At 69.7% G+C, this 12,655-nt stretch carries 10 protein-coding genes; 2 read left to right on the top strand and 8 right to left on the bottom strand.

Annotated features, from left to right (window positions below; genetic code table 11):
• Positions 1-17: 17 nt before the first annotated feature.
• The 3 genes from VSH64_RS39200 to VSH64_RS39190 all read right to left on the bottom strand — a co-directional run bounded on the left by VSH64_RS39200 (position 18) and on the right by VSH64_RS39190 (position 4,075).
• Positions 18-1,034: a WxL protein peptidoglycan domain-containing protein gene (locus VSH64_RS39200; protein WP_326567798.1), complete on the bottom strand. Its 1,017-nt coding sequence runs from the start codon at positions 1,032-1,034 to the stop codon at positions 18-20.
• Between the two features lie 87 nt (positions 1,035-1,121).
• A complete protein-coding gene (locus VSH64_RS39195; RefSeq protein WP_326567797.1) occupies positions 1,122-2,738 on the bottom strand; it encodes a metallophosphoesterase family protein in 1,617 nt (538 codons plus the stop codon).
• Between the two features lie 125 nt (positions 2,739-2,863).
• Entirely contained in the window at positions 2,864-4,075 is a 1,212-nt protein-coding gene (locus VSH64_RS39190) for a HupE/UreJ family protein (RefSeq protein WP_326567796.1), read from the bottom strand.
• 182 nt (positions 4,076-4,257) lie between these two features.
• On the opposite strand from VSH64_RS39190, the gene VSH64_RS39185 reads away from it, so the two are divergent.
• Positions 4,258-4,911 carry a type 1 periplasmic-binding domain-containing protein gene (locus VSH64_RS39185; protein ID WP_326567795.1) on the top strand — a complete coding sequence of 218 codons (654 nt, stop codon included), beginning with the start codon at positions 4,258-4,260 and terminating at the stop codon, positions 4,909-4,911.
• 310 nt (positions 4,912-5,221) lie between these two features.
• On the opposite strand, the gene VSH64_RS39180 is transcribed toward VSH64_RS39185, so the two are convergent.
• A complete protein-coding gene (locus VSH64_RS39180) occupies positions 5,222-6,112 on the bottom strand; it encodes an SDR family oxidoreductase (protein ID WP_326567794.1) in 891 nt (296 codons plus the stop codon).
• Positions 6,113-6,162: 50 nt separating this feature from the next.
• Entirely contained in the window at positions 6,163-6,912 is a 750-nt protein-coding gene (locus VSH64_RS39175; RefSeq protein WP_326567793.1) for an SDR family oxidoreductase, read from the bottom strand.
• 291 nt (positions 6,913-7,203) lie between these two features.
• Here VSH64_RS39175 and VSH64_RS39170 point away from each other — a divergent pair, with 291 nt between their 5' ends.
• Positions 7,204-10,575, top strand: coding sequence for a phosphodiester glycosidase family protein (locus VSH64_RS39170; protein ID WP_326567792.1), 3,372 nt, complete (start codon positions 7,204-7,206; stop codon positions 10,573-10,575).
• 52 nt (positions 10,576-10,627) lie between these two features.
• Here the strand turns inward: VSH64_RS39170 and VSH64_RS39165 are convergent, their stop codons facing one another.
• The 3 genes from VSH64_RS39165 to VSH64_RS39155 all read right to left on the bottom strand — a co-directional run bounded on the left by VSH64_RS39165 (position 10,628) and on the right by VSH64_RS39155 (position 12,647).
• Positions 10,628-11,005, bottom strand: coding sequence for a DUF427 domain-containing protein (locus VSH64_RS39165; protein WP_326567791.1), 378 nt, complete (start codon positions 11,003-11,005; stop codon positions 10,628-10,630).
• Between the two features lie 882 nt (positions 11,006-11,887).
• On the bottom strand, positions 11,888-12,298 hold the full coding sequence (locus VSH64_RS39160) for a hypothetical protein (RefSeq protein WP_326567790.1): 411 nt from the start codon (positions 12,296-12,298) through the stop codon (positions 11,888-11,890).
• Positions 12,282-12,647: a hypothetical protein gene (locus tag VSH64_RS39155; protein ID WP_326567789.1), complete on the bottom strand. Its 366-nt coding sequence runs from the start codon at positions 12,645-12,647 to the stop codon at positions 12,282-12,284. The genes VSH64_RS39160 and VSH64_RS39155 overlap by 17 nt, the downstream gene beginning before the upstream one ends.
• Positions 12,648-12,655: the final 8 nt, after the last annotated feature.

Genomic DNA, 12,655 nt, shown 5'->3' with positions numbered 1-12,655 from the left:
CGCCCGCGTCTCTCCGGTCACACGGACACGGAGGAGTCCTCCTCGACGGGGCTCTCCTCCGGGTCCACCGGGGACTTGCGGCGCCGGCGAAGCAGGAAAACCGCCGCCAGCACCACCAGGACGATCAGCACCAGCAACGTCCACGGCACGGCCCAGCCGCCGGTCGAGCCCGACACCGCGGCGAGCGGCGCGATGGAGCCGGCCGCGTCCGCGAGCAGCGGCGTGAGGGAGATGTCGGCGTCCACGCGCACGCCCGGCACCACCCCGGGCACCGGCACCGTCACGTGCCAGGTCTCGCCCGGCAACAGCTGCGGCGCGTCCGGGATCGGCGCCGACGCCGTGCGGCCCAGCCCGAACGGTGCGGCGACGGTGGCGCTCTGCCGGGCGGCGACGATGGCGTTGCCGGTGTTGCGGATCGTGTACGACAGCGTGGCGTCGCCGGAACCGAACGGGTTCAGCGTGCCCGAGTAGTCGACGTTCGCGTCCTCCACCGACAGGCCCGGGGCGAGGTCCCCGCCCACGCGCAGGCGGATGCGGATGCCGAGACGGCGCTCGACGCTGCCCTCCTGCACCGACGTGACGATGCCGCCCAGGAAGTCACCGGCCTTGGCGCCGGCGGGCACGGCGAGGGTGAAGGGCACGTCGGCCGATTCGCCGGGCCCGAGCTTCACGTGGTCACCGCTCGCGTGCGCCCAGGCGCCGACGCCGACCGACTTCTTGTCCCGTGACAGGAGATCGACCTGCCCGTCGGGCCGGGTGAAGGCGTCGGCGGTGTACACGGCCAGGTCCAGTGGCGCGGTGCCGTTGTTCACGACCTTGAGGCCGTCGTGCACCTGCTCCCCCGCGTCGACGGTGTAGCTGTAGTTGACGCGGTCGGCGCCGAACTCGTTGGCCGCGGTGCTCACGGCCCAGGGTGCGGCGTCCGGGGAAGGGGCGTCCTGGGCGGCGGCGGGCAGCGCCGCGGCGGTGAGACCGCCGGCGAACCCGGCGGCGAGCAGCACCGCGGTGATCGCGCGGGTGAGCGGGATGCGCATCTGTGGTCCTCGGGGTGAGGTGAGCGAAAAGGGGCGGCAGGGACGGGCGCCGGCGAGCACCCGCCCCTGCCTGGTCGATCAGCCGGGTCAGCTCAACGAGGTGAGCGTGGAACCGAGCTTGCCGAGCGTCTCGCTCAGCCAGCACGGCCCGTCGTGGTCGTCGTGGCCGTGGCCGTCGTTGCCGTGGCCACCGCTTCCGCTGTTGCCACCGTTGCCGTGACCGTCGTTGCCGTGGCCGTTGTCACCCTTGGTGTGGATGACGACCTGGTCGACCAGCGAGCCGACCTTGCCGGCGGGCGAAGCGCCGTCGTTGGGACCGCACCACTTGACGTTGCCGCGCTCGACGGCCGCGTTCGGGGCGGAGCAGTCACCACTGCGGACTTCCGACACCTGCAGCTTGTCGTCGCGCACCTGGACCTTCACATACGTCCGCACGTGCTCCTGGTTCTCGACGGAGTTGGCGTAGTGGTTGGTCGGGTTCAGCGGGTCGGGACCGTAGTTCGGGTCCTTCGTCACGTCCGGGTCGGTGAGGTCGTAGTACTTCGACCCCGACGCGGAGTTGGCCGTGACGTACACGACGCCACCCGGGCCCTGCGTCACCGAGGTGGCGCCGGGCTGCTCGGCCGGGTTGGCCTTCTGGCCGTTCTTGAGCACGTAGCTGCGCGAGTAGCTGTGGTCGTGGCCCTGCAGCACCAGGTCGACACCCAGGTTGGAGAACGCCGTGGGGAAGTCCTTGCGGCGCTGCTGGTTGTCACCGTCGTTGGCGTGATCCGCCGGCGAGTAGATGGCGTGGTGGTACACGAGCACCGTGTACTTGGCGTCCTTGCCGTGCTTCTTGATCACGTCGGTGACGTACGCGATGTGCGCGTCGTCCGAGCCGTTGGCGATGGCGTTGCTGTTCAGGTCGATGAACAGCACACCCTTGTAGGTGTACCAGTAGTCGCCACCGGAGTTGGTGTTCTGCGAGCCGTTGTAGAACGGCGTGGACCGGTCGGTGTTCGGCGTCCAGAAGTGCTGCTCGTAGGACTTGCCGCCCACGTCGTGGTTGCCGATGGTGGCGGCCCACGGGTACTGGCGCAGCTTGTCCGAGCCGAGGAACGCGTCCCAGTCCGCCTCGGTGTTGGCGGTCTCGACCTGGTCGCCACCCGAGACGAGGAGCTCGGCGTTCGGGTTCGCGGCCAGCGACACCTTCAGGGTGTCGGCCCAGCCGGCACCGTCCTTCGCGACGTCGCCCGACGAACCGATCTGCGGGTCACCGTAGAACAGGAAGTCGAAGTCGCCCTTGAAGGACTGGGTCTTGAAGCTGTACGTCGGCGACCAGCCGTCACCGTTGCCGATGCGGTAGGAGTACGCCGTGTTCTGCTGCAGGCCGTCGAGCGTGGCGTGCGCGTTGAAGCCACCGTTGACGGCGTTGCTGCCCACGACCGCCGCGAACTTCTTCGCGTTGGTGGGGAAGTTGCCGTGGTTGAGCCAGTTGGTGGGGACCAGCTCCACCGTCTGGTCGGCGTTGGTCGCGGTGTACCAGGAGAGCACCCGCTGCGATTCCTTGGCGCCGACGCCGAGGACGATGCTGCCCGCCTTGGCCGGCGGGGCCGGCGTCCACGTCGCGGCGGTGGCCGAGCCGTTGCCGAACGCGAGCAGGAGGCTCACGCCCACGGTCGCGATGCCGAAGGCGAGGTTCCGCCCGGATCTGGAAGGTTTCATCGGAGTTGCGTTCCCTTTCGGGTCATTGGGTCGGGAAGACCGATTGGCAGCTTTTCCGCCCTTGGTGTGCGGTAAGTGAACTTCGCCCGAAGAAGCGATTGACCGCGCTCGAAGACCTGGTCCGCTCAACCGGCGGCGACGCGCTGGACGAACCAGGTGAGGCCCATGACGGACACGGCGGCGGCGATCAGCCCGGTGGTCCACTGTGGAGCGAGGCGGCCTTGACGGCGCACCAGCACGAGGAGCGGGAACACGATCGCGATGATCGCGAGCTGCACGGTCTCGATGCCGACGTTGAACACGAGCAGGGACCACAGCAGCGTCCAGGAGAACGCGGTGTCGATGCCCAGCGCCGAAGCGAAGCCGAGCCCGTGGCAGAGGCCGAAGCAGAACACCACGGCCAGCCGGATCCAGCCGGCGCGGTCGAGGCTGAACTTTCCGTCACCCAGCAGCTCCGGCTCCGCGACACCGCCGCGCCGGCGCCACAGCCGCCACAGCGGCCAGGCCGCGACGACCGCGATCGACAGCGCAATGAGGGGTTCGATGATCTCGGCGGGCACCTTGACCAGGCCGAGCGCGGCCAGCACGAAGGTGACCGAGTGCGCGAGGGTGAACGTGGTCGCGGCCAGCACGATCTCACGCAGGCGCCGCGAGCCGGCGATGAGCGCGAGCAGGAAGAGGATGTGGTCGAGACCGGTGAGCAGGTGCTCGGCGCCGAGGCGGAAGAACTCCCAGAAGCGCTGCCCGAACGACTGCTGCGTGGAGAAGGACGGCTGGTGCGCGTCGAGCGCGGCGCTGCCGGAGGTCAGGTCGAGGTCGTAGGTGACGACCGTCTTGGTGTCGCGGACGTAACCCTCGGTGTCGGGGAACAGCGCGCTGCGCACCTCGTGGGCGTCGGCGCGTTCGCAGCGGTAGTCGAGGGTGAGCATCGCGTAGGGCACGCCTTCGCGCTGTTCGATGTGGACACCGCCGTCTTGTGTTGGCGCACACGGACTTTCCGTGCTCACGTGAAAGCGTTCCGTCACGTACTTGAGCACGGTGGCCGCGTGGGCGTCGAGCGCTTTCGCCTGAGCGGCCGAATCCTCTGCGTCGAACGCAGCAGTGCCCTGGCGGAACAGCGGGTCGTCGCGCTCGGCGTCGGCGGCCGAAACCACCAGCAGGTCGTACTCGAGCCCGAGCTGAGCGCGCACCTGCCCGGAGCCCGGCGAGGTGATGTCGGCGTAGACCACCGACGAAAACCCGTGTGCGGACGCGGCGGAAGTACCGAGAATAACCGCCAGCGCGGCCACCACGAGAACTGTTGCCAGGCGGGCGAAACTTCTGATGCGGCGGGACATGGGCTCCTCTTTCCGAGTGTTCGGAGCGCACTTTGCTGGGCCCAGGCGAACAACCGGCGGAGGGAGGACGAACATGCGACGACCGGATTCCGACGGAACAAAGCGGCACATCGGAATCGGGCCCCGGATCAGGTAGGAAGGAGGCCGACCTGCCCATCGCTGTCCCGAAGGGACGATCCGGTTTGCGTTCACGACTCGTGGCCGTCGGCGCGCTCACGGCCCTGCTGCTGAGCGGGTGCGGCGCGGCCGACGATTGGTCGAAACCACATCCCGTACCCGCCGCGGTGGGCGTGCTCGGTCAGGGATTCACCAGTACGCCACCGACTCCGGAAGCGACCATCAGGCCGCGGCCCGGTTCGTGGGACGGCGTGCACCCGGCGCCGGGTTACCGCGTGGTGCTGCTGACCGCCGGCGACGACCCGCAGACGAAGACCCTCGTCGGTGCGGTGAAGGACTGGGCGGCGCAGGAGAAGGTGAGTCTGAAGGTGGTGACCGCGAACGACGCCGGCCGGCACACCGACAGCATCCTCGAGGCCGTGAACCTCGCGCCGGACCTCGTGATCACGGCCGGCGGCGAGCTCGTCGACGCCCTCACCCTCGTGACGGCCAGCCACCTCGAGCGGCAGTTCCTCGTGCTCGGTGCCGAGCTCGCCGAGCCGACCGGCAACGTCACCGCCGCCAACTGGACCGGCGCCACCTTCCGCGGCGCGGGCCTGAACACGGCGACCGGCGCGGATCCGACGTCGTTCACCCCGGCGCGAGCGGCCGCGGCGGTGCGGGCCGGCGTGGCGAGCGTCCTGAGTGGACTGACCGGGATCGTCATCCGGCTGCCGTAGCTACCGATGTCCAGAGAGGTTGTCCCGAGTTGAGGTGACCGGTGACGGCCTGTTGTAGAGGCGGGTGAAGGGCGGGCGGTCGTAGGGCTGCGGTGGCGCAAGTGGCTGGGACCGGTCCAGATCGCCGGGCGGCTCGGCCTGCCCGCCTCGACCGTGCGCGCGGTGCCGGCAGCAAGGAACCCTCAACAGGCGCGCCACACCTGGGCTTCCCCGTGGCGCCGACCGCAACCCGCACATCCGGCTGCCGTAGTCCCCAGACACCACGAAGGGAGGGCAGCCGGCGCGCGGCTGCCCTCCCTTCGAACGCTGGTCACTTGCGGATCGTGAGCAGATCCACCAGGTCGATGCGCTCGTAGAACTCGCGGTGGATGCGGTCGGCGACGGCCGACACCTCGGCCGAACCGTCGTCGGACGGGTCGATCACCACGCGGTAGGGGCGCTCGCCGCGGGGCAGGCCGACGATGCGGGCGATCTCGGCCGAGACCGAGGACGCGTCGGCGTCGGTCGGTTCGAGGGCGGCGAGCTTGCCCGACACCTGCTCCATCAGGCCCGCGTACTTGGTCTCGTACTCGGCGACCACGCCGTCGTCGGCGGGGCGGCCCGAGTGGGCGAAGTGGTTGGTGCCCGAGGTGAACGCACCCGGGACCACGATGGACGTCTCGATCCCCCAGCGGGTGAGCTCGGTCGAATAGCTCACCGCGAGCGCGTCCATGCCGGCCTTGGCGGCGAAGTACGGCGCGAGATAAGGCGGAGTGCCGCCCTTCACGCTCGAACTGGAAACCCAGACCACCAGACCTTCACCGCGGCGGCGCATGCCGGGCAGCACCGCGCGGTTCACGCGCTGGGTGCTGAGCACGTTCACGTCGTACAGCGCGGCGAGCTGCTCCGGCGTGAACGCCTCGGCCGGGCCGGTGACCATGTGGCCGGCGTTGTGGATCAGCACGTCGATCTTGTCGCGCTCCGCTTCGATCTGCGCGACGGCCGCGTCGATCGAGTCCTGGGAGTTCACGTCGAGCTCGATGGCCCGCAGGTCCACGCCGTGCGCGGCGGAGTAGTCGGCCGCCGCCTGCACCTGCGGGGCGTTGCGGCCGGTCGTCTCGCGCATGCCGGCGTAGACGGTGTGGCCCTGGTCGGCGAGCGCGCGGGCGGTGAGGGCGCCGAAGCCGCTGGAAGCACCGGTGATCACGACGGTCTGGGACATGGTGGTTCTCCTTCAGAAGCAGCAGGTGGGGGTTGAGGGGAGAAGCAGGCTCAGATGGCTCCGCCGTTGGTGTGGATGATCTGGCCGTTGACCCAGCGGCCCGGGCCGGCGAGGAACGCGGCGACCTCGGCGACGTCCTCGGGGCGGCCGATGCGCTCGGCCGGCGTCTGCTTCGCGATGCGGTCGATGAGCTCCTGCGGCTTGCCGTCGGTGAACAGCGGGGTGTCCGTGGGGCCGGGCGACACGGTGTTCACCGTGATGTCACGCCCGCGCATCTCGCGCGCCAGGATCAGGGTCATCGCTTCCACGGCGCCCTTGGACGCGGCGTACGCGCTGTACCCGGTCTGCTGCAGCTTCGTGACCGAAGTGGAGATGTTGACCAGTGCGCCACCCGCGCGCATCCGGCGCAGCGCCTCGCGGTCGACCGCGAACGTGCCGCGGACGTTGATGCGGTGGATGCGGTCGAACTCGTCGAGCTTCAGGTCGACCAGCGGCGAGAGCGGCATGATGCCGGCCGTGTGCACGACCACGTCGACCCCGCCGAAGCGCTTCTCGACCTCGTCGAACAGCTCCGCGACCTCGTGCTCGTCGGTCACGTCGGCCTTGGCCGCGCTGGCCACCCCGCCGGCGGCGACGATCTCCTCGACCACGGCGTCGGCGCGGTCCTTGCCGCCCGAGTAGTGCACGAGCACCTGCATGCCGTCGGCGGCGAGCTTCTTGGCCACGGCGCGGCCGATGCCGCCCGAACCTCCGGTGACGATCGCGACGCGCGGGGTGGTGGTGGTCTCGGTGCTGGTCATTTCGTTCTCCCGTATCCGTGTTCCGCTCTGGTGATACCGACGTTACAGCTCAACCCGTATCCGCGCTAGAGCATTCCCGTATCAGCGATATGACGTGGGTAACACGGGTACGTAGCGCTGCTACTTGCGCTATCCGCCCTGGTGTGGCACAACGCACGCGGCGTTTCGCCCGGATTGGAACCGCCCGTTCCCTGGCACACCCCTGGTCGCCGACAGCGGGACACCTCGTTTTCACGGGGCGGTGCTGGGGTGACGTGCGCACATCCCCGTGCACCGGAACGAGGAGCTTTCTTGAAACGCAGTCGAAGAAGCAGCGCGGTGGTCGCCGCGCTGCTCGCGGGAAGCGTGGTCACCTTCGGGGCCACCGGAACGGCGGAGGCCTCGGCGCCCAAGCCGTGGTTGCCGGCCACCCCCGCGAACTGGAGCCTCGTCGTCGACCAGACGAAGACGCCGCCGGTGACCGTCACGCGCGGCGTGACGCAGTACTCCGAGACCTACGACACCGTCGGCGGCCGCCAGCGCACGCAGGTGCTCGACGTGAACCTCGCGGACCCCAACGTGCGCCTCGGCGTGGTCGAGGCCGGCGACGTGATCACCAACCCGGCCGACGAGACGGTGAGCTCGATGGCCGCGCGCACCCACGCGGTGGCCGGCGTCAACGGCGACTTCTTCGAGATCAACGCCAGCGGCCGGCCGCTCGGCGGCGTGATCACCGACGGCAAGCTGCTCAAGAGCCCGCGCCCGAACTTCAACGCGCAGCTCGGCGTGCGCGCCGACGGCTCGATGGTGCTGGGTCCGCAGACGTTCAAGGGCTCGATCAAGGATGGCACGGCCACCACTCCCCTGACCTCCGTCAACGTTGTCAACGACGTCGCGTCCGGCGGCATCACCGAGGTCACGCCCGACCTCGGCGGCGCGAGCGCCCTGCCCGCCAGCACGCTCGTGCTCGGGCATGAAACCAAGACCGGCACGTTCGTGGCCGACTCCGTGCAGACCGGCGTGACCGCGGTGCCGAACTTGGCGAAGGGCCAGCTCGGCCTCCTCGGCGGCGGCGCCGGTGGCACGTGGCTCTCGACAACCGTCCACAGTGGAGACTCGGTCTCGGTCACGGCCGACACCGGTGGCCTCAAGCAGCTGCTGTCCGGCTCGACCATGCTCGTGCGCGACGGCGCGGTGTACGACGACCCGACGGGCAACCCGCCGGGCGGCGTGAACCCCGAGACCGTGGTCGGCGTGAGCAAGGATGGCAAGCACACGATCATCGCCACGCTCGACGGCCGCCTCGGCGCCAGCGCGGCGCTCGGCGTGACGCCGGCGCAGGTCGCGGGCTACATGGTGGCCCACGGCGCGTACAACGCCGTGCTCTTCGACGGCGGCGGCTCCACCGAGATGGCGGCCCGCAAGCCGGGTGACCCGGCCGTCTCGGTGACGAACAACCCGTCGGACGGCCACGAGCGGCCCGTCGCCAACGGCCTGTTCCTCTACTCGACCGAGCAGGCGCCCGGCTTCGCGCGCACGATGGTCGTGAACGGCGGCCAGGGCGTGGACACCGTGCCCGGCGCGACCGTGCCGGTGCCCGCGTTCGGCCTCGACTCGCTCGGCAACCCCGCGCGCGAGAAGGCGTCCGTGCAGGTCGTGCCCTCGACGCTCGGCTCGTGGAAGGACGGCCAGTTCACCGCCGGCCACGCGGGCGTCGGCGTGCTGATCGCCCACGCGGGCATCGCGGTTTCGGTGCAGCCGCTGCGGGTCGTCGACCGGCTCGGGTCGCTGCAGATCTCGCCGACCGACCCGGACCTGAACAACGGTGGGACGCAGACGTTCACCCTGTCCGGCTCGACGTCCACGGGCACCGCGGTCGTCATTCCGGCCGCGGCGGCTTCGTGGTCGGTGAGCGACGCTTCGCTGGGCACGGTCGACAAGTCCGGCATGTTCACGGCCGACGCGGTGAACTCCGGTCTGGAGAAGGTGACCGCGAAGGTCGGCGGCGTCACGGCGACCGCGACCGTGGCCATCGGCAGCGTGTCGCAGGAGCTCAACGACTTCAGCGACCCGGCCGCGTGGAACCTGCGCAACACCACGGGTCAGCCGGCCACCATGGTCGCCGCCCCGGGCGTGGTGCCGCCGGGTTCGACGGCTTCGGGCTCCACTCAGCTGACCTACACGATGCCCGCGGGCTCGGGCGTGAAGCAGCTCGTGCTGTCGCCGAAGGCCACGATCACGGCCGGCGCCAACGCCAACGGGCAGAACCCCACCGGCATCGGCGTGTGGGTGAAGGGTGACGGCACCGGCATCCAGCTGGCCGAGTCGTACATCGGCATCGACGGCGCCACCACCACGCTGTACCCGACCACGGTGACGTGGAAGGACTGGCGCCTGGCCATCGCGACGCTGCCGCCGGGGCTGAACTTCCCGCTGCGGATCAGCTTTGTCGACTTCCTCACGATCAACCCGAGCCAGACGACGTCGGGCACGCTGAACGTGAGCGGTCTGCAGGCGCTGTACTCACCGCGGCCACTGGTCGCGCCGCCGTACCAGGCGATTCCGAAGAACCCGTCGTGGCTGAAGTTCTCGGAGAACGCCGCGGACTTCTCGCGGTCGGGCTCCACGATGCTGCTGGGCGACGACGCGCACCTGGTGGCGAGCGACCCGGGTTCGGCTTCGGCTCACGTGATGGACACGATCAAGAGCCGGCTGCCGACGTTGCCTTCGCAGGCCCGGCCGTCTTCGGTGCAGGCGCTGGGTGACATGTCGGACGACGGCGCGGTGCCCGATCTCCAGTTCGCGCAGCAGAAGATCGCCGCACTGGGCGTGCCGTACCACGACGTGGTGGGCAACCACGAGATCAGCCAGGGCGTGCTGCCGGAAAACGGCAACTTCGCGCAGGTCTTCGGCGCCACGCACTACGCGTACCGCGCCGGCGACGCGCAGGTGATCGTGACCGACAACGCGCACGGCAGCCTGCAGGCGTCGGATTCGTTCCAGACGCCGGTGGAGCAGCAGTACCCGTGGCTGGTCAAGCAGCTCACGGACGCTTCTTCGCAGACCGTGCTGGTGACCACGCACATGCCGGCGTACGACCCGCACCCGGTGGCCAACAGCCAGTTCAGCGACCGGTGGGAAGCACGCATGTACGTGCGGCTGGTGCAGCGCTACCAGCAGACGCACCCGGACAAGCACGTGGTGATGCTCTACGGCCACGCGCGCGGGTTCGCCGACCAGGTGATCGACCCGCTGGGCAACCCGACGTCGCCGGCCGCCGGCGGCATTCCGCAGCTGACGATCGCGGACCTCGGCATGCCGGCGTACGCGCCTTCGGACGAGGGCGGCATCTACCACTTCGTGCTGCTGCACACCGCTCGCGGTGACGTGCAGTTCTCGGTGGAGCCGGTGCTGTCGTCGATCTTGGTGACTGTGCCTGCTCTCCGGACGGGCGCGTCGGGCGTCGCTTCGGCCGTGGGCGCGGAAGTCGGCGGCGACAACCTGCCGGCGGTCACCATGCCGATCGCCGACCCGGCCTCGCACGTGTGGTCGTCGAGCGACTCGCGGGTCGCTTCGGTGGACGCGGCGACCGGGAAGGTTACGGCGCGGCGTGCGGGAGTGGTGACCATTTCGGTGACGAGTGGTGGTGTCACGGGGTCGGCTCAGCTGACTGTGACGCGCTGAGTGTCCGGGTGTGGCGTTCTGTCTTTGAACGCCACACCCGGTTTCCTTCTCGTCATCCGGGCAGTTCCTCGATCGAGACGCGGTCGGCGTAGAACGCGACGTGGTCCTTGATCGGGGACACCGCGTCGTAAGGCTCCTCGTACGTCCAGACGGCGTTGTCGCCTCGCGCGCCGGCCGGGGTCAGGGAGTAGTAGGACGCGTCGCCCTTGTAGGGGCAGTACGTGTGGTGCTCGGTGCGCTCGAGAGCCGAGAAGTCGACGTCCTCGCGCGGGATGTACTGCACGGCCGGGTAGGTGGACTCGCGCAGCACCTGCGAGCGGGTGGTGTCGGCGATGACCGCGTCGCCGAGCTTCACGACCACACGAGCCGGGTTGACCTCGACGGTGATCGGGTGGTCGGGGCCGGGGATCTTCTGCGTGGGCTGGGCCATGGTCTCCTCGTTCCGCAGTGGCTTGTGTCAGGGGTAACCACTGAGGGGCGGTGAGGCTTCCCGGTTGCTGTTTGTGGGTTGGTGGAGGAGTGGGTTGGTGGAGGTGTGGGTTGTGGTGCTCGGTGAGTCGGGTTCCGAGCGGTCGGTGGGATTTCGGTGGTCAGCGCCGCTCCGAGCAGTCGGCGGGGTTCCGGCTGGTCAGCGCCGCTCCGAGCGGTCAGCCGCAACGATGCAATCACTCGCCCGGGTTGTGGACAACTCGCCCTCGCCCGCCGCTGACCAGGTTTTTTGTCGGGAGTCGCCGATAGAATGGATTTGGGGACGCCCCCCTCGGGAGGGTGGGGTCTGTCCCGGAGAGGTCTCCCCCGGAGCTGGCGATGCTGTCGCAGGAAGTTCGCGACTGGTCCGGCGACGGCGGCTTGCGCGAGAGGTGGGCGCGCAGCGCGAGTCGCTCGCCAGTCGAGGCGGTCCGCCGTCGCTCGGGGGTACGGCGGTGCGGGACATTGGCCCCGGCGCCACTCACCACAAGCAGGAGCGGCGCCGGGTGGGTCTTCGCGAATAGCGGACGAGTCTTCGCAGGCTGCGGACCCGGCCGCGTCAAACCCCCGCGACGATCGTGGGCTGGTTCGGGGAAGCCAGGGTGGGTGCGGCGCCGACGAGGGCCAGGGTGGCCGACGCGAGCAGCAGCAAACAGGTGCGCAGACGCATGTTCGCTCGTTTCTGCGGCGGATTTCGCCGCGGGGTTCCGGTGGGGACTCGGAGGAGCCCTGATCATCAGGGCGCGCCGAGGCGAGCCGGAACCGACGAAAGTAGCCGAGGGGGTACCTGTTTTCCGCAGGATCGACGGCTACGTGCAGTTCTGCGTAGTGTTCCTGAGGCCGGTCAGGCCGAGACGCGCTTGGGCGCCGTGCGCCACAGCCAGTACAGGCCGATCAGCGGCAGCACCACGGGGATGAAGAAGTAGCCCTGCCCGTAGACCGACCACACCGTGGCGTCCGGGAAGGCCTGGCGGTCGAAGATGCTGAGCGTGCCGACCACGAGCACGCCGATGAACTCGACGCTGCACGACACGAGCGCCACCCGCCACCAGCGCTCGCCGCCGAGGGCGAGGGCGACCGTGGCCAGGATGTAGACCACGCCGGCGAAGGCCGAGAGCACGTAGGCCAGCGGCGCTTCGTGGTATTTCGTGAAGATCTGCACGAGTGCCCTCGACGCGGCGGCCAGCGCGAAGATCGCGTAGACCGCGACCAGCACCCGGCCCGGGCCCGTGGCCGTCTTACGCGCTTGCTCCACTCCACACCTCGTTCAGTCGCAGCACCATCACCGGGATGGCCAGGCAGGCGATGCCGAGCACGACCGTGCTCGACCGGCTTCGCTCGGCCAGCGCCCACGCCGCGCCGACCGGCAGGATGACCAGGCTGCCGATCAGGTAGGCCAGGTACGTGGCGAGGCTGCCGGGCTTCTCACCGCTCACGAGCAGCACGACGCCGACCACGAGCTGAGCCACGAGCAGCAGTTCCACCACACCGAGCGCGACGAGCAGAGGGGTGTCCGGCAGCCGCTTGCGCGCGGCCTGCAGGAAGCTCCACAGCGCGACCAGCAGTGCGCACACCGCCACCGCCACCGCGAAACCGAGAATCACCCGTTCCT

It is taken from the genome of Amycolatopsis rhabdoformis, from assembly GCF_035918295.1.
Lineage (GTDB): Bacteria > Actinomycetota > Actinomycetes > Mycobacteriales > Pseudonocardiaceae > Amycolatopsis > Amycolatopsis rhabdoformis.
The sequence above is the reverse complement of the archived record's forward strand: the minus strand, read 5'-3'. Positions and strand labels throughout refer to the sequence as shown.